Source organism: Vibrio sp. 2096 (genome assembly GCF_033339595.1).
Lineage (GTDB): Bacteria > Pseudomonadota > Gammaproteobacteria > Enterobacterales > Vibrionaceae > Vibrio > Vibrio alginolyticus.
Window position 1 is genome coordinate 94,072 of record NZ_JAWOUX010000001.1, and the last position, 24,244, is coordinate 118,315.

Here is a 24,244-nt window from a genome sequence, read left to right on the forward strand (position 1 = left end):
TCTTAGCATCGGAATAGTTTGAACTCTTCGAGTTTTAGTTGTTTTCGCACTCAAAATAGGTGCGTTATTAGGTCGTTGAAAATGAATAAGCGTTATTTCCCAAGAGTTGATTTGCCACTACTCATGGCGATCATTCCGATCATGCTGTTAAGTTCGCTCACTCTCTGGAGTGCCAGTAGCTTTAATGAGGCGATGCTCTTCAAACATTTGGCGCGCTGCGGACTGACATTAGTTTGTATCTTGGTCATGTCCTCGATTCCAGCGTCCAGCTATCAGCGCTCAGCTCCATATCTCTACATTATTGCGGTTGCGCTACTACTTGCTGTCGCTTTATTTGGTGATAGCACCAATGGCTCTCAACGTTGGCTCGATATCGGCTTCTTCCGCTTTCAACCGTCTGAGCTAATCAAGCTTTCCATTCCAATCATGATCGCCTGGATGCTTCATATTGAAGGAGGTCGACCAGACAGTCGGAAAATTGCGTTTTGCTTACTTATTACAATGATTCCTGCCGGGTTAATCGCGCTACAACCGGATTTAGACGGTGCAGTTTTTACCATCATTTATGCATTGTTCGTTTTGTTTTTGGCTGGCATGAGCTGGAAAATAATCTGCGGGTTTATTGCGAGCATTTTAACGTTAGCACCTATTTTATGGTTCTTCGTTATGGAAACCTATCAAAAGAGCCGTGTAACACAGTTCTTGCACCCTGAGTCCGATCCACTGGGTTCGGGCTACCAAATCATCCAATCTTTGATTGCGATTGGCTCAGGCGGTATGAAAGGCAAAGGCTGGATGAATGCAACGCAGGGAACACTTGGCTTTATTCCAGAAAGTCATACGGACTTTATTTTTTCGACATATGCAGAAGAATGGGGCTTTGTTGGCAGTTTAGTCTTACTCGCATTGTACTTGTTTATTACTGCACGCGTTATGTTGCTTGCATGTCAGTCTGACCACTTTTTTAGTCGGCTGGTAAGTGGCGCATTAGCGATGAGCTTTTTTCTGTATGCTTTTATCAATACGGGCATGGTGAGTGGCTTGTTGCCAGTAATGGGTAGCCCACTTCCCTTCTTTAGCTATGGCGGCACGGCGATGCTAACTCAAGGTATCTGTTTTGGTGTAATCATGTCGCTGTGTTATTCCAAATATCGTAACGCATAGCGTTGCTTGAGAAAAAGCGATCAAAAAAGGCTTCCCTAAAGAAGCCTTTTTACAACGATATGAGCGAATTAATTACAGCTCTGCGTTGTGGTAAACCTGCTGAACATCATCACAGTCATCTAGAAGATCTAGGAATTTCTGGAACTTCTCAGCATCTTCACCCGATACAGGCGTATGAGTTTGCGGAACGAATGTGATTTCTTCAACATCGATCGTTAGATCTGGGAATGCACCGTTAAGCGCAGTTTTTGTTTTGAAGAATTCTGTGTGAGGTGCGAATACAGTGATAACACCGTCTTCTAGCTCAACGTCAGTAACGTCTACGTCTTCCATCATTAGCGTTTCTAGGATGATTTCATCATCGTCGCCTTTGAACTGGAATACCGCTTGGTGGTCGAACATGTGAGAAACCGAGCCCTCAACACCAATTTTCGCACCGACTTTCACAAAGCATTGGCGTACATCTTGGAAAGTACGGTTGCCGTTGTCTGTTAGACAGTCAACGATAACGCTAGTACCGCCAGGGCCGAAGCCTTCGTAACGTGCAGGAGTGTAGTCTTCACCACCGCCACCGTTCGCTTTGTCGATCGCTTTATCGATAACGTGCGCAGGAACTTGGTCTTTTTTCGCTTTTGCGATCAGGTGTTTCAAAGACAAGTTCATGTCTGGATCACCACCACCGTTTTTCGCGCACATGTAAATTTCTTTACCGTATTTGGAATAAACTTTAATTTTCGCGCCTGCAGTTTTCGCCATAGAGGCTTTGCGCACTTCAAAACTTCTTCCCATCGGGATGTCTCTCTAAATTCAAATTTAATGCGAAGGATTTTAGCAAAAAGCGAAACCTTTTCAATTTCGCTTAGCAAAGGAATAGGGAGGTTACCTCATTCGTCGCATTGGATTGAACCATTGCCACGGTTCGCGTTAAGCGACACCCATTACTCGTTTGTACTTTTCGACCGATTGCTGGAAAAACGCCTTTTCATCAGCATCGTTAATCTTGGACAACTGTTCTTCTATTGCTTCAGGACCAGATTTGGCCTCTCTGAGCTTCCAAACCAAAAACGACGCCTGCTTATCCAGTTCGATTTTGTTTTTTTCGTCAGGCGGCAATAGGGATAGATTAAACGACATTCACAGCCTCAAGGTACTTTAAATACTAGCCGGGCACTATATCACACAGAGTTACAATTACAGAATAGAAACGCACTTAACTTGATCGATTTCAAGTTAACTATTTAGGCACAGCGCTGATTTTCAGTGCTTTTGGTAAATGCTGTTCGAATATTTGTTGTAATCGAGTCTTGGTAACGGGTTTAGCCACGAACTCGTTCATCCCAACATCGAAGCAATGTTGCTGATCCTCTTTAATGACATTGGCACTTAGCGCAATAATTGGAACGTGTTTCCCCCACTCTCCCATTTTTCGAATTCGCTCCGTAGCAATAAACCCATCCATCACAGGCATTTGGCAGTCCATAAAAATCAAATCGAAAGGCTGCTGATCACACAGCTGCAATGCTTCTTCGCCATGGTTGGCGACACTCACTCGCACACCCAGTTTTTCTAACATGATGCGAACTACCTTCTGATTGACGATGGTATCTTCAACAACCAATACCCAAGGTTTATCATTATCTTGAGGGCTGATTTCGTTGTCTTCCGCTTTCGGGAAATCTAATACATTAAGTTGGTCGGTATAGGTCGATTGCGCATTTATTACAGCAACAGGAATCGAAAATTCAAAACAGCTTCCCAGCCCAAGCTCACTTGTTAGTTGTATTTCCCCTCCCATCAAGTTAACCAACTGTGCAGCTATCGCCAAACCAAGCCCTGTCCCACCATACTTTCTGGTGGTACTACCATCAGCTTGTTGGAAGCGTTCGAAGATTGCTTGTTGGTGCTCTTTCGCAATACCAATACCAGAATCCACAACTCGAAACCGGATATGAGCGGTCTCTCCATCAAGTCGAGACAACGCTACAAGAAGCTTCACATGGCCGCGCTCGGTAAATTTAATCGCGTTGCTCAACAAATTGTTCAGAACTTGTTTCAATCGTGTGGCATCACCTTGCACTTCGATTGGCAAGTGAGGATCAATATTGCAGAGCAGCTGTAAGTTTTTCTGCTTGGCTTTGACACTATGTAAACTGATGACATCGTCAAGTAGCTCGCGAAGATCATAGCTCGTGTATTCCAGCTCTACTTTGCCAGCTTCAACTTTAGAGAAGTCCAAAATGTCGTCGATGATCGTCATTAGTGAGTGAGAAGAACTGTCAATGATCTCTACAAACTCTTTTTGCTGGGGATCGAGGTCGGTGTCATTGAGCAACGACGACACACCAATAATGCCATTCATCGGTGTGCGGATCTCATGACTCATAGTGGCAAGAAACTCACTTTTCTTACGATTAGCGACTTCTGCCCTATCGCGTTCAGCCTCTAACTCAGTCTGGTGCTCTTTCACTTTCTCAACACTTCGGTTGTATTTCTCTGCCAAAACACTCACTTCATCAAAGCACCATCGTTTAGGGAGAGTCACTTTACTCGGCACTGTACCGCCACGAAAATCGCTCACCGCACCAGACAGCAATTGTAACGGATTGACCAACAAGCGAAACGCCACCCAAAGAACACCAATGATGAGGACAAGAATTTTGATCGCTTCTGTCGTAAGTAGAAAAAAGAACTGCTGCCAAAGATCTTCATATATCGCGCTAAGATCCGATTGAACCGTTAATATCGCGAGATCATACGTTTTATCGCCGACCCGATACTGCATCGGCCAGCTTCTCTCGACAACATCCTCAGAAAGCGCCGAACCTAATTCAATGATAACTTCGTCTTCACTAGCAATACGTAAGTAGTCCACCGAGGGCATACGCATTGCACCTTGAGCTTGTGTCAACAACAGCTCCCTATCCTCTACCCACAAACTCGCAGAAAAGCTCGATAAATAGCTAGACTCAACCTGCTTTAATTCAACATCTAAATGGGCTAAATCTTCGTGAAAAACTCGATATAAGCTCACTGTAGAAATGATGACCGTAAAGATTAAACTCAACGTTAATACCGCCAACATAAGTTGGTTGCCGATACTAAAACGACGTTGAGATCGCTCTTTTTCATCCATATGAAACCGCTCCGATAAACTTGCGCTACTCTAAATATAGCTACGCACAAATAATAATCGAGGATACGATGAAAAGACTTCTACTTAGATTGGCTTTTAGCTTAATTGTTGTAAGTTCTCATGTGACCGCAAATCAAGTGAACTATTACGTCATTGCTGAACAAGCTCGACCATTTCAAATTGAACAACAGGGACAAATGCACTCCGGAATTGTGACCGATATCGTCAGCGCTATCTTCGCGGAGTCGGATTACCAAGTGAATTATCATACTTATCCATTTAAACGTATGATTTCCATATTGGAAGAAGGCGCTGAGCCAAACTGGTTAACTTATGGCAGCCCGAACTGGGGCAAGGTGCAATCGGAAAATTTATCTGAGGAGCCCATTTACACTGTAAAACATGTACTGGTGTCGAGTAGCGAGAAGCCTTTAGAATTCAAAAATATGGATACGATGCATGGTCGTTCTATTGTATTACTGCTGGGGTTTGATTATCCAAATTTAACACCGTTCTTTGAAAATGGCAGTGTCAATGAAATGCGTGTGAAAGACTACAACGCCGCATACCGAGTGATAAGCCGAACCCCTGGAGATACAGCTTTTGTCGAGATGGAATCCCGAGTCCTTTACAACTTAAAGCGACTCAATTTGCCGTTAGAGAATTTTCAAATACAGCCTTTCAGCTCGGTTATTCCTGACTACTCAATCTACCTAGCTTTTTCACCTCAAATGCAACCAGAAACTCAAAATTACATCAATACACGACTCGTTGAATTAAAAGCCTCAGGGGAAATTGATGAAATCATTCAAAAGTATCAATGAATCAACTCATTAACAAAAACGCCAACGATGATACGTTGGCGTTTTTGTTTCTGGGAAATCTGTAGCACTTACTTAGTGTGGTTAACAAACTTAGGATCAAACATGTGCCCCAATTTACTCGCCTTGGTTTGCAGGTAATGTTGATTACTTGGGTTATTCCCTTCTTGTAATGGCACTCGTTCAATGACGTTAATATCAACCGCTTTTAAGGCGGCGAGCTTGCGTGGGTTATTCGTCATTAGACGCACAGCGTCAATCCCCAAATGCTCTAGCATTCCTTTACAGAACGCGTAATCACGCATATCAGCGGCAAAACCTAAACGCTCATTTGCTTCCACGGTATCTGCGCCATCATCTTGTAAGTGATAGGCACGAATTTTATTAATCAAGCCGATTCCACGCCCTTCTTGACGTAAATAAAGCAGCACGCCACATCCCTCTTTGACGATGTTTTGTAGCGCTCTATTAAGCTGAAAACCACAGTCACAACGCGTGCTAAATAGAGCATCTCCGGTAAGACACTCCGAATGCAACCGAATAAGTGGAGCTGCACTTTTTGTTGGCTCACCATAGACCAGAGCAAGATGCTCTTTATTTGTCGCGGCTTCAATAAAGCCGTACATCATAAATGTGCCCCACTGGGTGGGCAATTTGGCTTTATCGATAAACTTCACGAGATTGTAAGGCTCAACATGTCTCAGCTCTGCCCGCACATTCATCAGAATCTCTCCTAGATGATTTTCTCCTTTACCATCTCCCCCGTCTCCCCAAAAGGCATCTTTATGAGAATGCTCTGTTAGGCAAGCGTTACCCGTTCTCATTAATTGCTGCGCTAATGGTGGATTTTGTAGAAACTTTTCCCTAACGATGAAAGCCATAACAGCCAACTTTATATCGTCCCAATCGCTTCTGACAAAGTGTTCGTATTTGCGGCTTAAAGCAAACGCTTCGTCAGGGGTGCTTGCGTGCTGAATTTTACTTTGCAACTGAGCATCGAGAAACTTTTGGGCTTGGTAATAATGTTCGCTGGTGGGCCAAGTTTGGGAGGAGATATTGACTGGGGCATGGCAAAAATTTGAGAGAAAACCGTGGGGCTCATCGGGCTCATAAAAAAGGATTTGATCAACCATACTGCGCTCCTTGCTTTGTGGTTGCGATAATCAACAAAAAGCATATCGCTACTGATATATCTAGTAACACAAGGTCAGATTGTCAAACTTCTTCGGGACGGGACGTGAGTGTGAAACTCGTGCTTTTGAGGCGCAAGACAGATAAATGGAGAGTTTGAATAAGAGAGTAATAGAGTGAAAAAATAAAAAGGGCAGTCCGTCGACTACCCTATGGGTTGCTAAACCAACCTGAGGCGATCAGTGTATCAAGCCAAGCTCCCTTGCTTCTTCAATGGTCAACCCACTTTCACGGATCTCACGTAGCGCTTCAATGCGTCTTCTGGCTTCTGCTGATTTCACTGTTTTCTCTGGCTTCACAACGGTTTCCTCATCAGGTAATTCCCATTTGTGAGCGATGTTGGTCATCTCGTCATGGTCGATAGAATTAATGGACATATTTCCTCCGAACACACCATGTTTTCGATGCGTAATCTATAGCAAAACCGGAACAAGGTGGTAAGAAAAACTGTAGGGAAATGTGACCCCTCCCGCCCTTTCGTTAACTCCTTAATAGATTCATCATTTAAGTTTTGCCAAGGGACAAATTTACGATTAAATTTGAGTAATTCCCCCTACGAAAAGTGTGCTGATCTAGCTCTCAATTCTGCTCTTCTTTAGTTTTATCAACGACGAATTACACCACTTCCTGTTTCACCTAACTTTCGAGTCACTTCACTGATTCATGGTTTGATACTTTCTAAAAACCGCCACACCTGATAATGATAATAATTATCTTTTAGATTGGTTAGGTGTTTATATGGATGGTATTAACTTAAGTCATGCATACCACAATGACCCGGTCATCCAGATCCGAGATTTGTGCGTCGATTACATCACTGATAATGGTGATTTTAATGCGGTAAAGTCCGTCAGCTTTGATATCGGCAAAGGCGAAATATTTGGTCTTGCCGGTGAATCTGGATGTGGTAAAAGCACAATCGCATTCTCAATAAATCGTCTTCATAAGCCGCCAGCGTTCATTTCTGGCGGTAAAATATGGTTTGATGGCAAGGATATCCTTAGTATCTCAGACTCTGAACTGACCGCTCTAAGGTGGAGTGAAATCGCCATGGTGTTCCAGAGCGCGATGAACTCACTCAACCCTGTCTTAACGATACAAGAGCAATTTGCAGATGTGTTACGACACCATCAAGGCCTCACTAACGCTCAAGCAAAAGATAGAGCAGAAAAGTTGTTGGACTTGGTCAATATTCCTCGAGAACGCTTAGCAGAATATCCTCACCAATTTTCAGGAGGAATGCGTCAGCGGTTGGTGATAGCCATTGCTTTGTCTCTAAATCCAAAACTGATCATTATGGATGAACCCACAACAGCATTAGATGTAGTGGTACAGAGAGAAATTTTACAGCAAATTTATCAGCTTAGAGATGAGTTCGGTTTTTCAGTCCTCTTTATCACTCATGACCTGGCACTCATGAGCCAACTATGTGATCGAATTGCAATCATGCGTCACGGAGAAATCGTCGAAGTCAATCGAGCATACGATATACGCAATCATCCTCAACACCCCTACACGCAAAAGCTATGGGCTTCTTTCCCAAACATCCATGACGTCCACAAACAACCAGAGTTACAAGGAGCGTAACCATGAGCCAGCCTATCATCCAAATGAAAAATGTGATTAAAGAATTCAAAGTGGGCGGTGGTTTAGCGAAAGAGGAAACCTTTCGTGCGCTTCAAGGAGTGACTTTTGATCTGTACGCAGGAAAAACCTTGGCTTTGGTTGGAGAGTCAGGCTGCGGTAAGAGTACTTGCGCTCGTTTAATAACCAAAGTCTATCCTGCAACGGAAGGCGAGATCCTTTTCAATGGCACTGACATAAATGAGATCACGTCACGATCGGCTCTACAAGAATATCGCAGTAAAGTACAAATGGTGTTTCAAGATCCGTTTGGCTCTCTCAATCCAACTCATACCATTCGCCATCACCTAACACGTCCTTTAAAAATTCATAAACAAGTCAAAAACGAGCGCGACATCCCAGCCCGCTTGGAAGAGCTTCTAAAGCTGGTGGAACTACCTGAAGAGACATTGAATAAGTTCCCTCACGAACTCAGTGGTGGGCAACGTCAGCGAGTAAACTTAGCAAGGGCTTTAGCGGTAGGTTCGCAAATCATTCTTGCGGATGAGCCTACGTCTATGCTGGATGTTTCTATTCGCTTGGGAGTGTTGAATTTAATGCAACGAATGAAGCAAGAACTGGGAATTGGTTTTTTATACATCACACATGATCTGGCGACTGCGCACTACATCGCGGAAGAAACCGCAGTAATGTACAAAGGGCAAATCGTTGAATGGGGCGACACTCATTCAATACTTAAGAATCCGCAGCATCCTTATACTAAGCTGTTGATTTCTGCCGTTCCTGATCCTGACTTACCTTTTGGTAACTTAGTGAAAAATGAGCCAAACTATTCGATAGATGCCGATGAAATTCGTCAACGTAGCAGCATAATTGTCGACGAATTTGATCAAATAGGGCCAAATCACTATGTAAAACAATGGACTGAGGCAGCGTAATGGATTTGAGTACTTGGCAAGATCAAATCGCCATGTGGTACGAACAGCGGAAACATGATCAAGTAGAAAAATTGGAAACGATCTTATATCAGGTGCCTGATGACGTGTTTGGACCCGAATTGAGTGATCTTCAAAGTAAAGCGATTGCTTGCTGGTTGGATGGATGTTTACGCGTGTTTCAACATGCAAGCTACCAAGACCCTCAGAAAGCATATCAAACCTTGCTTTATACGAGTGCAAAGCTTGAACAAGCAGCATGCCAAGTCTCGACTGATATTCTGATCAAAGATTGGTGTTTGAGACGACTTCAGCATCTCACCGTTGTGGCGTTAGAGTTTTGTAATCAGCAGTGTGATCAAAACAAGTGGCAGGAACAAGCCCATAGCTTAATCGAATCACATGTTGCGTTGATGCGTTCATTACATTGGAATGAACCCAAGAAGCATGATCAAGGTTTACCTCATTAGTCCGGAAAAATGATCAAGGCTTAATTAGCGGAATTTTAGGCAAAAAAAAGCGAGTTTCCTGAGGAGAAACTCGCGAAGTCTATTCAGAATGAATGTAACAATATGAGCCAATCTATTAATCATCAGAAAGGACAAAAGGTTGTCTATTCGGGATAAATAGTAGTATTAGGCTTGGCTTCTAATGTCAGTGGTTTGTAAGAGTTAAGTCTGTTTTTTATCATCGAAAGACATTGTTACATTTCAAACCGATACATCACACCTATAGCTTGATACACATCAAGCGACACTTTTAAATCGCCATTTCATCCAAGGCACGAAATACCATTTCATCCATGTGACCATCGAAGATTTGACGACAAACTTTCCGACGCACCGCTAACCCCGCAATCAAGCGCTCGATGGTAAGATGCTTAACATCGTTCTGGGTGTTAAACAGCTCGACGGTTTTACTTAATGTCTCATAAGGAATCGGCTCATCCCCTACCCTTAGCCAATCGAGCTTCTCTATGTAATCTGAGCACTCTTCTTTGATTGAGGCATAGGAGTGCCCTGTCATCGCAGACAAAGCCGTTATACTGCGTTCTAGAGCCTCTGGTGAGGTATATTTAGATAGAGTAATGGTGATCTCATCAGCATTGATCTCTACCAAATGTTTTCTTTGCTTCACGCGTCGCCCTAAATTTCCTCTTGGAGACGGTGCTTTGCGTTGAATGGGCTCAAATTCGCCGTCTATGATGCCTGAGAGCTCCTCAAGCTGTTGTCGGGTTACCATCTCATTACGAAGTGGATTTGGCAGCGTAGGCGCCATGTTACGCTTTCCTGCGTTGGTCGTTCGCGCTCGCGAGTAACGTAAGACCTCTTCGACATCACATTTGATGTCGATCTGGTAGTCCATCACTTTGTCATTTTCGATCATGGTTTCGATCGTCAGGTGATAACCCCACAAATTAACGACGAATAGATCATCATTCCCTTTTCCATCAGACAACCGCTTTAGTTCTCGGATCAGATCCATGGAGAAACGTCGCCATTCAATGTTACGTGCAAGTTTCTGGTTTAACTCACTCAGTAGCATGCAATCCGTGTGACGACGAACCATGCGACTACGGAAGAAAGAGTACAGTTGAAACACCAACGTATGTTGTTTCAAGATCTCTGGTGGGAACAAGAAGAAATAATCGCGTGTTAGTAGTTCTTCGTAGAACGACGGTTCCCACACCAAGATGTATAAGTTGGGTTTAATACGAATTTCGCCATCACTGCCCTCAACGGGCGCTTCTTCTGAAGCCGTGATGGTACGGGCTAAGAAGCGGAAGCGGTCACTCTTAAAGCCTTCGGGCATGTTTTCACTTAGCCAACGTCCAGTAAGTTCATGGAGCTGAAAATCAGTGAATTCAATGCGATCAATGCTATCGCGAATGGAATCACGAGCTGGGCCACTGTCTTTTTTGCCTCTGAGCGACAAAATATCAGTGATGTATAGCGGCGTTTTGTTTGGTACGTGAGCCGCATCAAGTTGATACTGATCTTTGTGATGATCATGGTACTGAACTGTTAACGTGAAGAGAGCGAACAGGGTCATGAGATCATCCACAGTCATGATATTTTTGGATGATCGCGTCTCAATAACGGCTTTTGTGCCAGAGATCGACACCATGGATTTCTGATAACTTTTTCGAGTTCTTGGTGGCGCAAGTGCTTGGTCAATTATCCCAGCCCAATTTGTTGGAGATACAACAAATTGATCGGCTTCATCTTTCATCGTGGGAGGTGTGTTTAACCCGTGCTCATTCAACAAACGTTTGTTTACTTGAGTCTGAGCCAATGCTTTCGAACGTTTTTGTTTCTCGTTCTGGCGAACTTTGTCGGTAACAAGACTTGTTGCTCCCAACACAGATATAAGCTGATTGGGATTCACAAATTTGTGTAGCATCGTTTTACCAGCAAGTCCCTCTTCAAAACGCACTGGAGTTTGAGTAAATAAACCAATATTTACTGCCGCGCGCAAACGTTGTTGCAGGGCTGCACGTGTGAGTTGCCCATCTGTTGCTTCCACAATCTCTGTGGTTGAAACCAAACCATCCTTGCTGCTGAAGCCTCGTAATGAGATCAGATTAAGCAACTCTAAGATGCTTTTGGTCACCCCTTTGAAATGTTGGTACTGCTCTACCCAATCCGCAGAGGATTCATGTACCTCAAAAAGATGGCCATCTTTGTGGCTTCTCGGTGCTTTAATCAGAATTTTTTCATCAGCCGTCATTTTAGATCCAGATCACACTAGCCGTAGTTGTGCTATGGTTCCGAAGAATAAAGAAAAACAGATCATAAATAAAGAAAAAAGATTGTTTTTTAAATAACTGATCTTTTTGATTAATCTGATCTTAATTGATTATATGATCTAATGATCTGGCTTGAAATTTCTCGCTAAGCTTTTGTTCTATAAGACTATTATTTCCATGTGTTTCGGAACTATGATCATAAGAAGTCTGAAAGTATGATCAACAATAACCTGAAAGCATGATCATATTTATTCGTAAGCATGATCATTAAGGTTATGAAAAGATGATCAAAAGAGTCTTGAAACGATGATCATGATGTTTTTACAGGTTATCCACAGATGCAGTATTTAATAATGATCTTCACGATGATTATATTGTGCATTGGTGATGTTATTTATACTCGGATCGATGATCAAGAGCCAATATATCTATCGTTCTGGCGCCCATATTGATGAGATATCACTCATCTGATTAAAATACATTCAAGTCGCTCATATTTAGAAGTAAATCCTAGTCTCTGCTTATTTACAGGAAGCATGATCATGAGAGCGTGATTTATCATAGCAACTTGAGCAATTTCATTGTTCCGGCTTCTATAACGTCAATTTCTGCTCAATCCCCCATTCTGTCTGCACTCAACCGTAAATCAGAGAAGAAAACTCATGCTTCCGAGAGATTCTAAGGCTTGATCATATTTCCGATTAATGGATCTTATTTTATTTGCGTGTTTACACCGTACTCTGCTCTATTTTTCCATGATCATGCTTTCGGATTTGCTTATTAACACGGAAGCATGATCATAAGCATACCTTGATCATACTTCCATAGATGTTTCGCTGGAACTGCCCTATTTTGCTCGGAGACATGATCAAGGTGTTCAGGTCTTTATTGTTCCGATATTACTTACTATTTATCGTTTAAATTAGGTTGGTTTAACATAACCCGTAATTTAGCTTAAGATTATAATCGTTCCGGTAGAAAATTGATTTACATTGTAAATGAGTGACGCTGTAACACTTTTTATTTTTAAGTTTAGGTGTCCACTTATGAGAAGATTATTTGATTAAAAATAGTTATCTTTTTGACCATAAATCATAAAAGCGTCGATTTGGGTGTTTTTTTATGTGATGGTAATTCAAAATGTTCGTGCACCTTTTTGTTGTTTTTGGTCTTTACTGCTGTACAATTGCAATTATAAATCCTTCCAACGGAATTTGGCATGAAAAGAGAAAAAACGATTGAAAACCTTCTTGAGTTAGCGGAGCTGACTCAGCAGGTTCAAGCTGACCGTATTGAAATTGTTTTAGAAGAGCGAAGCGATAACTACTTCCCACCAATGTCGAAAGCGATGATGGAAACCCGTTCTGGTCTAACTCGCCGTAAGCTCGACGACGCGATTGGTAAAATGGAAGCCGCTGGGCATCAATTTACTAAAAACAACGCGAATCATTATTCAATTACGTTAGAAGAAGCACACATGCTCATGGATGCGGCTGAAGTGCCTAAATTTCATGAGCGTAAAAAGAATTCAGGTAACAAACCTTGGATTATTAATGTGCAGAACCAAAAGGGCGGTACAGGTAAATCAATGACCGCGGTTCATTTAGCGGCATGTTTAGCGCTAAATTTGGATAAACGATACCGTATTTGTTTAATCGACTTAGACCCACAAGGCTCGCTACGTTTATTCCTTAACCCGCAAATCAGCATGGCAGAGCATGATAATATCTATTCTGCGGTAGACATTATGTTGGGTAACGTGCCTGATGGTGTGGAAATTGACAGTGAATTTTTACGTAAAAACGTATTGCTGCCAACGCAATATCCGAACTTAAAGTCGATTTCAGCGTTTCCAGAAGACGCGATGTTTAATGCGGAAGCATGGCAAACGCTATCTGAAGACCCATCACTCGATATCGTCCGTCTGCTGAAAGAGCAACTGATTGATAAAATTGCTGATGACTTCGATATCATTATGATTGATACCGGTCCACACGTTGACCCATTAGTATGGAATGCGATGTATGCATCAAATGCCTTGCTCATTCCTTGTGCGGCTAAGCGTCTGGACTGGGCTTCAACAGTAAACTTCTTCCAGCATTTGCCTACGGTATATGAAATGTTCCCGGAGGACTGGAATGGTCTTGAGTTTGTTCGCTTGATGCCAACCATGTTTGAGGACGACAATAAGAAGCAAGTTTCTGTTTTAACTGAAATGAACTATCTTCTAGGTGACCAAGTTATGATGGCTACTATTCCTCGTAGCCGTGCGTTTGAAACCTGTGCCGATACCTACAGCACAGTATTTGATCTGACAGTAAGCGATTTTGAAGGCGGTAAGAAGACACTAGCCACCGCGCAAGACGCTGTTCATAAAAGCGCACTGGAATTAGAGCGTGTGCTGCACTCTAATTGGCCGTCATTGAATCAGGGGTAATAAGTAAATGGCTTTGAAAACGTCTGAATTAAACGCGAAATTATTTGGCAAAACGAATAAGCGTCGTGTTGTGACTCCGCAAGAGGCGCAAACTGCGGCAAAAGAGAAAGCTCAAACGATTGAACTAGCAGTTGCAGGTGAAAATATTGTTCAGTTTGAACTTGTGCGTATTCCTGCAAATAAAGTTGCGACAGAAACAACAGTATTTGTTGATAACGCTCGTGAGCAATCGTTCTTAAACGAACATGCTTTATCTGATGTTTTAGTCACACTCAAAGAGCGTGGCCAACAATATCCAGCAGTGGGTCGTAGAACTGAAGATGGCAAGATTGAAGTTTTAGATGGTAGCCGTCGTCGCATGTCTTGTATCCTCGCTGAACAAGATTTTTTGGTTTATGTTGCTGACAACATCAATACTGACCATGCTAAGTTTTTGTCTGATGTGGCAAATGCTCACAAACCGCTCTCTTTATATGAAAAAGGGAAAGAGATGCAGGCTAAGCTTGATAGTGGTGAAGCTGAGGATCAGAAAGCATTGGCAAAAATGTTCCAGTGCAGTGAAGCGTTGGTAAGTGGCGCTTTAAAAGCCGCAGCATTACCGTTAGAACTGCTTCAAGCGTATCCGAATGTTGGCGATCTCGGTCGTCCAACAATCGTGAAACTGCACAAACAGTTTTCAACGCTAACGCCGGAGCAGCAGCAAGAGCTGTTAGATAAATGTCGCTCTAGCGAAGGGTTTTTATGGCAGCGAAGCACAGCTCAAGGCGTTGCTCGTCTGACAAAAGAAGTCACGGAAAGCATCGAAAATTGGATTACTGAACTTGCACCAGCAAAGCCTGGTAAGAAGACGGAAAAAGTCGACTTAGTTAAAGGTCGAGCAAGCTATAGCCGAAAAGGTAGCAGCCTGGCGTTGAACTTGAAGAAAGTTGACGACAGCTTAATGGAAGAGATTCTTGCGTTTGTACAAACCAAACTGCAATAACAAATGATGATTGAATCAACCGCCTCCGGGCGGTTTTTTTATATCTGAGAAGCGTCAAATTAAAGATGTGATACCATTACGTCAGTTCAACGTTGGATAGACAAAATGCAGACACAATCTGATTTCCTTTCATCACTTCAACATCAAGCTCACCAATCTTTCCAAAGGATTGGTGTTGTCATTCAAGGCGAGGCTTCTTGGCAAAATGCGTTGATGTCAGAGTTCCATAAAACGCAGCGCCATCAACGTTGGTTTTCTGTTGGTGATTTTGGTTTGAAAAACGTATCCAGCGTTTCGTCTAAACAAGGGCACATGTTGCTAGGCAGAGAGTGTGACGTTCTATTGTTTGATACTCGAAATGGCTTTGATGCAAATAGTTTTACCGCCGCGCTTGGCTCATTGGTTGGCGGCGGTTTTCTTATTGTCATTACTGAGCTGCGACAAAATGCGAATTTTGCTCAGCAATGGATGCACAAACAATGGGAGAAGCACGTTGTTATTGAGCAAGACAAACCATTGCCAACGGCTCCAGACATCAAGCAAGCAGAAAAAGAAAGCCACTACACGGAACAAGAACATGCCATTTCTCTAATTGAAAAGGTGGTAACTGGACATCGAAAGCGACCGTTAGTTTTGACCGCTGATCGTGGGCGCGGAAAAACAAGTGCCCTCGGCATTGCGTGTGCGAGCTTATTACAGCAGAAGCCACTTAGAATCTTAATTACGGCACCATCTATAAAAGCCGTTGAGCCTGTTTACCTGCATGCTTTGCGGCTACTTCCTAATGCGCAGCGTATTAGGAAGGACAGATTAGAATCAGGGCAGGGATCCATTCAATTCATTGCTCCAGATGAACTATTATTGAGTCGACCTGAATGTGATTTGTTACTTGTCGATGAAGCGGCTGCAATTCCAGTTCCTATGCTCAAAAGCATTACCGAACATTATCATCGACTCGTTTTTTCTACGACTATTCACGGTTATGAAGGTTGTGGCCGGGGCTTTACGATTAAATTTGTTGATTGGCTTCAGAAACAGCGTTCGGGAATGAAAACATGGCACATGACACAGCCCATCCGCTGGAGCATGAATGATGCGCTTGAATCATGGCTCTATGACGCGTTTTTGTTGGATGCGGAGTTAACGCACCATCAACTTAAACAGGTCGACTCAATTTCCCTTTCTAAAGCCGATAAGAACTATTTGATATCGCAGCCTAGTTTGCTGCGTGAGTGCTTCGCTCTTTTGGTGAATGCTCATTATCAGACCTCGCCGAATGATTTGATTCACCTTTTGCAAGACGACAACATTCAGCTCTATTTTGCTAAGCAAGATAATGCGGTTGTGGGGGTGATATTAGCGGTCGAAGAGGGGGGCCTTGACGATGAATTGATTGAAGAAATCCAGCTTGGTAAGCGTCGTCCTAAAGGACACTTAGCCCCCATTACGATTGCAAACCACCTAGGATTTCCGAATGTCGCGAATCTATCGACGCTACGAGTCATGAGAATTGCGGTTCATCCAGCATTGCAAGGAAAAGGCATTGGTCAAAAAATTCTGCAGCAACTTGAGCAAATGGCTGCTAAACACATTGCCTACTTATCCACGAGTTTTGGTGCGACGGAAGAGTTGCTCTATTTCTGGCGACAATCGAACTTCCGTACAATTCGCTTAGGGTCAATGCGCGATGCTGCTAGCGGTTGTTATTCAGTCTTGATGGTCAAACCTTGTGATTCCCAACAGACGGTTTGGGTCGACCAATCTCAGGCGCTATTTGAAGAAATGTTGTCTAACAATGTGGCTGACGTCTATCCAAAATTAGAAGCCCCTATTTTTCGAGCTCTATTGCCGCAACCTTTGGGAATGAGTCCACTTCATCCCGCTAAGTTATTACTAATTGAATGTTATGCTGATGGTGGTAACAGTTATGAGTCTGTGTCTGTGTGGCTTCAGCAGTGGTTACTTAACTTAGGTTTGAACTCCGCTTCCGACTTGATGATCAGTAAGCTTTTTCTTAACCGTAGTTGGACTGAATGTGCTCAGCAATTTGGTTTACCTGGAAGAAGGCAAGTTGAGCAGCAGTTAAGGGGCGAAGTAAGGCACATTTGGAGCGATTTACACTGTAAACAATAAAGGGAAATTTACACTGTAAATGAAATTATTGGGAGCTGATTTTACACTGTAAATCCAGCTCCTTTTTGTTTCAGCGTGTATTTTGATTGAGCTTTAGGTTAAATCGAGTTTTCTCTTAATATGCTGTTTAACCGTTATTGATGGATTACTTTCTTTAGTGACGTGAGCCCTATAATAAGAAATGCGAGGTTTGTTCAGAAAACGGATTTGGTTAGACTGAAAGTGTTGATGGGAAGCAAAGTGGTAAGGGTATGTGGAAGCTGTGTCTTGAGTTATCTGAAGATAAGACCAAGGTGATAGCCCGTCTTCCGGGAGAAGTGGACCTCGGTGGTGAGCTAAATCAAAATGAATTAAACGAGCAGCTCGTCGCAATGAACGCTGAAAAGATGTTTGTTGTTGAGGGGGAAGTCGTGAGATTCATTAACTGCGCCAAAGAACGTAAAGCCGAGGCCTACGAAGGCATCGTCATTGCGGAAAAACGCAACGCGCAAGTTGAGGTTGAATTATCGAATAATGACATGCTCGCCAGTATGAACGTTGTCGGCGCGTACGGAGGCCGAGGTTTACGTGGCCCCGAGATTGTTCAAGCCCTTGCTCAAGCGCGAGTTTCGAAAGGCATCAACAAACTGGCTTTGAAGAAAGTGTTGGTTGTCAGCACTCAGCTCAAACCCGGCGAAACTTTTTCTCAACCTGTAGCGGTTGGTAAGCAACCTATCAAAGGCAAAGACGCTCTTTTTACTCCTCTTGTTAAAGACATCACCAAACGCATCCTCAAACCCAAAGACGGCCAATCTGCTAGCGACAAAATTGATTTACGTAACCTCGGTGAAACTATCGCGGTTGACGTAGGCGATGAGGTGATGCGCCGCACGCCTGCGACCAAAGGTACGCCTGGTTTTACTGTTCAAGGGCGAGTGATTCCTCCGCAAGCCGGAAAAGACAGCCCAATGAAGCCGGGCAAAGGCACTGAGATTAGCAAGCAAGACCCAAACCTATTGATTGCATCGGTATCCGGTACGCCTCTGATTAAAGACAAAACCATCGAAGTTGATAACGCACTCTGCCTCAATAGCGTTGGCGTGAATACAGGCCACGTGAAATTCAAAGGGAATGTGATTATCGGTGGCAACATCGAATCCGGAATGATTGTTAAAGCGACGGGTTCTATTACTGTAGGCGGCTTCATTGAATCGGCTGACGTACAAGCGCAAGACGACATCCAAGTTGGTAAAGGGATCATTGGCCACACCGTGAGTGATGGCCAGCCAAAGAGTTGTCACGTCAAAGCCAAAGGTTCGATTCGTGCCAGCTACGCCCAATATTGTGATTTGCAAGCCGGCGAAGATATTGAGTTGGCGGTGCACAGCATGAATAACGATATTGTTTGTGGGCGCAATCTGACGGTGCTGGATGCGAACGGTAGGAACGGTACGCTCAGCGGCGGAGATGCAAAAGTCGGTGACAAGGTGGTGTGCTTACAATTGGGCGTAGAAGGCGACACCGCCACTAAGGTAGAAGCGTTCGCGCGCTATTCTGCATTTAAGGAGCGATTAGCAGAGCTCAAAGATCAATACAAACGCGCTCAAGAAGGCACGATGGATGTGATTCGTAAAGAGCTCGAATTTAAGAAACGTCCTAAAGCCGAACGTACCGACGAAGAACAAGCTCAGATTGATGTGATGAAAACACAAAACAACGAGCAGCTTGAAGCGATAAAGCAAAAGCTAGAACAAACGGAACATGACTTTGAAGTCGCGTTAGAAGAAAATATTGTCGAAGCCAAAGAGCGTGTCTTCACTCGCGTGACGGTACAGTTTGGCGACGAGCAAGTAACGACAAAGCGTACTCATGGCGGTTGTTCGTTCCGTTTCAATCAATACGAAATTAAAGTCTCGGCGAACTTGGAAGAAGAGGACGTCGCTGCGGTTTAAGCTTTCTTACTCACTGAGCCCACACGTCGCAACAAGATGTGTGGGCTTTTGTTTATCTACAAATCGACAATGTGCTCTTGATAGTAGTCCGCAAGCGCACCGACTTGGCTGCTACACATTACTTTCATTGCTTGTTTAATGTGTTCTATTGGCCAGTTCCACCATTGGATATTGAGTAGAGTTTCAATCTCTTTATCGCTGAATCGTTGACGTACGACTTGGTTGTTTCCAACCACCACCGAATAAGGTTGGACGTCTTTCGTCACTACGGTGCGTGCTCCGATGACGGCTCCATCGCCGATGTTTACTCCGGGCATGATCATCGCCTCGCTGCCAATCCAAACGTCGTTCCCCACCACCGTGTCTCCGGCACGCTCGAAACCGTCTTGTACGCCTTCTCCAAATTCTTCAGGAGAGAAGGGGAAGGTCGAAATCCAGTCAATGCGATGACCTTGGTTTCCTGCCATCATGAAGGTGGCTCCAGAAGCGATGGAACAAAACTTGCCAATGATTAATTTGTCGATGCTTTCGGGTTCTCTACTTTGCCATTCTTGAAGTGTGACGGGGTCACCCAACAAGTAGCGTACTGCTTGCTCTTCGAAGCTTTTTTGATGATAGAAGCCCGAGTAATAGCTGTAATCGCCAACGATGATATTGGGATTAGTGATGTGATCTTTAATGACTTGACCTTTTAACCACGTGTCGAAAACACTCATAACTCATCCTTTCAAATTTAGGTTGTACAGAGTTTAGAGGCTTTCTATTATTTCCAGTAGTTTGATTTTAGAGATTCAGAATTACTGTATGGAAATAAAATGGCTCAGCTACGTACCACTTTACGTCGCTTTGTGTGAGGAACGAAGTATTGCTGGTGCAGCAAAGCGACTGAATTGTTCGAATGCGCATGTAAGTCGGCAACTTAAACAGCTTGAAGACATATTGTCGGTGCAGCTTATTCAGCGAACTACGCGCCAGTTTAATTTGACCTACGATGGTTTGCGGTTTTATCAGCAGGTAAAGCAACTGCTCGAAGGCGCTGAGCAGATCAATGAGCAAGTCATGGCAAACGAGATCGTATCGGGAAAATTGAGAATAGCGGCGTCCGCTTCTTTCGGAGCTGCGTTACTCAGCCAAACATTGATCGAGTTTCGATTGCAACATCCACAAGTGAGTGTTGAAGTGATCTTCACAGAGACACCTCTCGACTTGATTGAGGCTGGGTTTGATATCGCATTCTACTTTACCGATACTCCCCCAGAGGGATACGTCGGCCATCAGCTACGCACTTTACACTGTAAACCGATCGCTCATCGCTCGTATTTAGCTGATAAACCAAATGTAAGTACGCCAGAGGAGCTTGGTGACTTAGAGCACATCCTTTATAAAAGTAGTGACTTGGTGTTAGACAAGTGGACGTTTACGCATAAGCAAACTCAACAGCAGTGCAGCATTGAGTTAGAAAGTACGCTGAGTTTTAATCTTGTCCAGTCCATGTTGGATGCTACTTTGACTGGCTGTGGTGTAGCCATGTTAGATGAATTTGCACTGGCTAAACTCGACCCTGCACAAAAAGAACAACTCGTGAGTTTGCTGCCAGAATGGCAAACGGATGCGATTTTGCCGCTTTATCTGCTTTACCCAAAACGTGAGCACTTACCAAGAAGAACGCGAGCGTTCATTGATCACTTTAGGAACATATATTCTGTCGGCGAATAGCGACAACAAACTTAGCAACAATTGAGGAAGCAAAGGAATGCGAAAACACTGTATTGCGATTGGCGGTGGGGGCTGGATGATGGGAGAGAATCCGAGCCCGCTCGATCAATACATTTTGTCTTTGTCTGGTAAGGAGAATCCAAACATTTGTTTTCTACCTACAGCCACGGGAGATGCCGATGAAGTGATTGAACGTTTTTACGATGCGAAGCTTAGTGAAAACGTGACCCATTTTCCGCTGTTTAAGTTTGAAGCTGGTTGGAAAGAAACGCTATTTGAACAAGACATCATTTACGTCGGTGGCGGTAATACGCGTTCGATGTTGGCCATTTGGCGCGAATGGGGAATCGATAGAATACTCAAGCAGTGTTATGAACAAGGCATCATCATTTGTGGCATGAGCGCTGGTGCAATTTGTTGGTTTGAGTTTGCGGTGACAGACAGTGATCCCGAAGCATACCAAGTTATGCGTTGTCTTGGATTTATTGACGGTTTGGCTGCGGCGCATTTTTCTCATGTAGGTGAGAAGTTCGAGGTTTTCCAAGCCTTTGCTCGTTCTCAACCGAGCATCACTTGTTATGGCATTCACGATTATGCGGCATTGCACTTTGTTGATGGAAAATTGTTAGCTACTGTCACCAGCTTCCCTGATGCAGGCGTGTTGGTTAAAACAGGTAACGAAGAAAACATATGGCGAGGGTGAGCTTCTTCAAATCAGCATTAAAGGCAATAACTACTGACCGGACACAGAAGAAGCTCATGGATTCAGCTAACTTACATTAAGTATCGTGCTTACAGCTCGTAACGTAGACCTAAGTGGTAGTAGCTTTCGTCTGCGTGCGCACCGCCAAACGAGACTTCTTGTCCATTGCTGTAGCCACGCGAGCCGTTACGATCAACGTAGTTTGTGTAGATAGAAGAACGAGGCGTCAGTTTGTATTGCACTTCTAGCGTTGTATCTTTCAGCTCTAGCTCGTCACCATCACTGTTTTCTAAAGAACGATAACCAGCACGCAGTACCCATTTGTCATTTACACTGTAAACCGCCGTTAGTTCCATCACTTTGTCGGTACTGGTTTGTGAGTAATAGCCCTCTAGTTCATCTTCCGAGTACAACGCACCCAACATCAAATCACCTAGGTAGTAACGCGTACCTGCACCCCAGAATGTGTAATCGGTGTCGTTGCTTTCACGTGCATCACCTTTATTCTTCTGCATCGCCACCACTGGTGCCAAGGTACCCAAATTTCCCATGTCTAGCGTATAACGCAGTGCAGTGTTGTAACCGTAGTCGAGCTCAGAAGTGTTGTTTCCTAAAATGTACGCGACAGAAAAATCGAAATTACCTAGGTTGTTTTGGTATTGCAGCGTGCCATCTTGACGGAAAACTTGCGTCGCGGTTTTGTCGACTTTATTCGCTTGGCGCGCCATAGAAACATCGGAAGAGGCGAATACATCACCAATGTCGGTAAACATAATCAATCCAGATGCCACGCGACCACCTGTAATGCGACCATAATTTTTCGCATCAATCCCCGCCCATACATAACGCGCGGTCAGAGACGGTTTGTCGTTTACTTGGTTTGCGTATTCAGCTGCACCCACTTGGTATTGCGCTTGGCCGATGATCGACGCGTACTCGTTGATGGTTTGTGAACCGTTTAAACCAATACGGCCATCAAACTCGCCATTTGCATCGCCGTGCTCGTCATTTTTACTGGTGACATTGAAACCAAGACGAGAGTAAATATTTAAAACTGACCCATCTTCTGCTTGATACAGCTGCGCTGCCATTGCGTTTGATGCCATCAATGTAGGGAGAAGTAGAGTCAAAATGTGCTTTTTCATGATTAACGACCTTTCATTTCTATTGTTTTAGATACGACAAAGCCCCTTCCGAGTAACGGAATAAGAAAAATTGTCGTGAAGTAGAGAGAGGGTGCGCCCTTGTTTGCCAAGGGCGCGAGCTAGTCCATTCCTATAGGGGAAGAATGATTTAGCTTAAATCGACGTCTTTGCAGCCAAAGAAGTAAGTCGCGAGGAAGCCGACGATGTAAGAGATAAGCAGGCCGGCAACAAACACCATCATGCCTGGGAAGATGCCATTTTCAGATGTCATGAGAGGAATCGCCACGATACCGGACGGGCCAAACACCGTATTAAGACCAACTGGTAAGCCAAGGTAAGAAACTAAACCGATAAAGAAGCCGCCCGCAGCACCACCAATACAAGCGGTAACGAATGGTTTTACGCGTGGTAATGTCACGCCGTAAATCAATGGTTCGCCAATGCCTAGAAGACCCGGAATAATAGCGCCTTTAACTTGGGTGCGCAGTAGAGCGTCTTTTTTGGCTTTGAAATACAGCGCCATTGACGCGCCAACCTGACCGCCACCTGCCATCGCCAGGATAGGGAATAGCGAGTTAAAGCCCTGTGCTTCCATCAATGCGAAGTACACTGGAACAAAACCCTGGTGGATGCCAAATACCACAGAAATTAAGAACAAACCTGCCAAGATTGCAGCGCCTAATGGGTTATCGTTCAAGTTGAGGAACAACCAAGACATCCCTTTAAACAGCTCGCCGCCGATCGGCATGATGATCAAGAAGGTTACCGCACCCATGATCAATAGAGTGATAACGGACGTTAAGATCATGTCCAGATCATCTGGCATGTATTGACGAACCTTACGCTCGACTTGTGCACCGATGATCGCTGCTAAAAGTACGCCGATAATGTTGCCGCGCGGATCAATCGCAAAGCCGAAAAACTCGTTCATGCCAGAGTAAATGCCGGATGTCGCCTCTGGGTTGTAACCCAGCACAAACAAAGAGGCGAGAATGGCACCATTAACACCAGAGCCGCCAAATGCTTGCTGCGCGTTGTAACCAATCAGAATACTTAGGAAAGCAAACAGACCCTTACCAAAGACTTTCATGTAGGCGATCAGATCCAACATAAACTGGCTTGGTGTCTGGTCGAGAACAAACATTTGTTCCAATAACGTCGCAAAACCTAGCAACAAACCAGCGGCAATAAAACCAGGGATCAACGGCGTAAAGATAGTGGCAAACTTGCTTAAAAAACGCTGAACCGCACTGGTTTGCTTACTCTTCATCTGTTTTTTCTGCTCGGCTGCGACGGCAGAAAGATCTTGTTGCGGCATATCTGCTTCTTCACTGTCACCAGAGGTTAAGCTGTCGATCAATTGATTCATCATCTCAGCCGCTTGTTGAGCTTTTCCGGGACCGAGAATGATCTGAAACTGCTCATCGCTTTCCACCACACCCATTACGCCGGGAATTTGCTTGATAACTGATTGATCAGCCAAGCCATTGTTGGCGAGCGATAAACGCAAACGCGTCATACAGTTACCACATTTGCTTACGTTGCTACTGCCACCCACTGCGGACAGCAACTGCGATACTGTGTTTGAAGTTATTTTTGCCATAGGGTCTATCCTTCAGA

Annotated in this window: 20 protein-coding genes; 11 read left to right on the top strand and 9 right to left on the bottom strand. The window is 44.0% G+C overall.

The annotated features are described in order from the left end of the window. Positions 1-81 precede the first annotated feature (81 nt). On the top strand, positions 82-1,164 hold the full coding sequence (gene rodA, locus R7Q41_RS00495) for a rod shape-determining protein RodA (RefSeq protein WP_065275570.1): 1,083 nt from the start codon (positions 82-84) through the stop codon (positions 1,162-1,164). Positions 1,165-1,236: 72 nt separating this feature from the next. Here the strand turns inward: rodA and R7Q41_RS00500 are convergent, their stop codons facing one another. The 3 genes from R7Q41_RS00500 to R7Q41_RS00510 form a co-directional block, all read right to left on the bottom strand. Beyond that, positions 1,237-1,953 (bottom strand): YebC/PmpR family DNA-binding transcriptional regulator, encoded by a 717-nt coding sequence (locus R7Q41_RS00500; RefSeq protein WP_005374482.1) that lies wholly within the window; start codon positions 1,951-1,953, stop codon positions 1,237-1,239. A gap of 135 nt (positions 1,954-2,088) precedes the next feature. Further along, positions 2,089-2,298 (bottom strand): DUF3283 family protein, encoded by a 210-nt coding sequence (locus tag R7Q41_RS00505; protein ID WP_005374484.1) that lies wholly within the window; start codon positions 2,296-2,298, stop codon positions 2,089-2,091. Positions 2,299-2,398: 100 nt separating this feature from the next. Further along, positions 2,399-4,297, bottom strand: a complete 1,899-nt coding sequence (locus R7Q41_RS00510) for an ATP-binding protein (protein WP_318144293.1) — start codon at positions 4,295-4,297, stop codon at positions 2,399-2,401. Between the two features lie 68 nt (positions 4,298-4,365). Here R7Q41_RS00510 and R7Q41_RS00515 point away from each other — a divergent pair, with 68 nt between their 5' ends. Continuing rightward, the gene (locus R7Q41_RS00515; RefSeq protein WP_005374490.1) at positions 4,366-5,121 is read left to right on the top strand and encodes a substrate-binding periplasmic protein; all 756 of its coding nucleotides are present in this window, start codon (positions 4,366-4,368) and stop codon (positions 5,119-5,121) included. A 68-nt stretch (positions 5,122-5,189) separates the two neighbouring features. On the opposite strand, the gene ribA is transcribed toward R7Q41_RS00515, so the two are convergent. Then, the gene (gene ribA, locus R7Q41_RS00520; RefSeq protein WP_017635221.1) at positions 5,190-6,251 is read right to left on the bottom strand and encodes a GTP cyclohydrolase II; all 1,062 of its coding nucleotides are present in this window, start codon (positions 6,249-6,251) and stop codon (positions 5,190-5,192) included. Between the two features lie 237 nt (positions 6,252-6,488). After that, positions 6,489-6,686, bottom strand: coding sequence for a PA3496 family putative envelope integrity protein (locus R7Q41_RS00525; RefSeq protein ID WP_005374493.1), 198 nt, complete (start codon positions 6,684-6,686; stop codon positions 6,489-6,491). Between the two features lie 361 nt (positions 6,687-7,047). On the opposite strand from R7Q41_RS00525, the gene R7Q41_RS00530 reads away from it, so the two are divergent. From R7Q41_RS00530 to R7Q41_RS00540, 3 genes are read left to right on the top strand one after another with little or no spacing between them, the layout of a single operon-like run. Further along, complete coding sequence (locus tag R7Q41_RS00530; RefSeq protein ID WP_042522305.1) at positions 7,048-7,896, top strand: ABC transporter ATP-binding protein; 849 nt, start codon at positions 7,048-7,050, stop codon at positions 7,894-7,896. 2 nt (positions 7,897-7,898) lie between these two features. Next, a complete protein-coding gene (locus R7Q41_RS00535; RefSeq protein WP_017821873.1) occupies positions 7,899-8,831 on the top strand; it encodes an ATP-binding cassette domain-containing protein in 933 nt (310 codons plus the stop codon). Next, complete coding sequence (locus tag R7Q41_RS00540) at positions 8,831-9,298, top strand: hypothetical protein (RefSeq protein WP_047102478.1); 468 nt, start codon at positions 8,831-8,833, stop codon at positions 9,296-9,298. Before R7Q41_RS00535 ends, R7Q41_RS00540 begins: the two co-directional genes overlap by 1 nt. Before the next feature lie 289 nt (positions 9,299-9,587). On the opposite strand, the gene R7Q41_RS00545 is transcribed toward R7Q41_RS00540, so the two are convergent. Continuing rightward, positions 9,588-11,558, bottom strand: a complete 1,971-nt coding sequence (locus R7Q41_RS00545) for a replication initiator protein RctB domain-containing protein (RefSeq protein ID WP_017635223.1) — start codon at positions 11,556-11,558, stop codon at positions 9,588-9,590. A gap of 1,238 nt (positions 11,559-12,796) precedes the next feature. Between R7Q41_RS00545 and R7Q41_RS00550 the strand changes: the two genes are divergently transcribed. From R7Q41_RS00550 to R7Q41_RS00565, 4 genes are all read left to right on the top strand, one after another. Next, a complete protein-coding gene (locus R7Q41_RS00550; RefSeq protein ID WP_005374503.1) occupies positions 12,797-14,014 on the top strand; it encodes an AAA family ATPase in 1,218 nt (405 codons plus the stop codon). A 7-nt stretch (positions 14,015-14,021) separates the two neighbouring features. Next, entirely contained in the window at positions 14,022-14,996 is a 975-nt protein-coding gene (locus R7Q41_RS00555; RefSeq protein WP_005374504.1) for a ParB/RepB/Spo0J family partition protein, read from the top strand. Between the two features lie 105 nt (positions 14,997-15,101). Continuing rightward, positions 15,102-17,129: a tRNA(Met) cytidine acetyltransferase TmcA gene (locus tag R7Q41_RS00560; protein ID WP_318108549.1), complete on the top strand. Its 2,028-nt coding sequence runs from the start codon at positions 15,102-15,104 to the stop codon at positions 17,127-17,129. A gap of 251 nt (positions 17,130-17,380) precedes the next feature. Continuing rightward, positions 17,381-19,060: a DUF342 domain-containing protein gene (locus R7Q41_RS00565; protein WP_053350126.1), complete on the top strand. Its 1,680-nt coding sequence runs from the start codon at positions 17,381-17,383 to the stop codon at positions 19,058-19,060. 56 nt (positions 19,061-19,116) lie between these two features. Here the strand turns inward: R7Q41_RS00565 and catC are convergent, their stop codons facing one another. Beyond that, positions 19,117-19,776, bottom strand: coding sequence for a type C chloramphenicol O-acetyltransferase (gene catC, locus R7Q41_RS00570; RefSeq protein ID WP_318144294.1), 660 nt, complete (start codon positions 19,774-19,776; stop codon positions 19,117-19,119). Positions 19,777-19,864: 88 nt separating this feature from the next. On the opposite strand from catC, the gene R7Q41_RS00575 reads away from it, so the two are divergent. Next, entirely contained in the window at positions 19,865-20,776 is a 912-nt protein-coding gene (locus R7Q41_RS00575; protein WP_054729736.1) for a LysR family transcriptional regulator, read from the top strand. Positions 20,777-20,813: 37 nt separating this feature from the next. Further along, on the top strand, positions 20,814-21,479 hold the full coding sequence (locus R7Q41_RS00580) for a peptidase E (RefSeq protein ID WP_042522286.1): 666 nt from the start codon (positions 20,814-20,816) through the stop codon (positions 21,477-21,479). A gap of 89 nt (positions 21,480-21,568) precedes the next feature. On the opposite strand, the gene R7Q41_RS00585 is transcribed toward R7Q41_RS00580, so the two are convergent. Both R7Q41_RS00585 and murP read right to left on the bottom strand, forming a co-directional pair. Beyond that, a complete protein-coding gene (locus R7Q41_RS00585) occupies positions 21,569-22,624 on the bottom strand; it encodes a porin (RefSeq protein ID WP_054729733.1) in 1,056 nt (351 codons plus the stop codon). A 148-nt stretch (positions 22,625-22,772) separates the two neighbouring features. Next, entirely contained in the window at positions 22,773-24,227 is a 1,455-nt protein-coding gene (gene murP / locus R7Q41_RS00590; protein WP_025500819.1) for a PTS N-acetylmuramic acid transporter subunit IIBC, read from the bottom strand. Positions 24,228-24,244 lie beyond the last annotated feature (17 nt).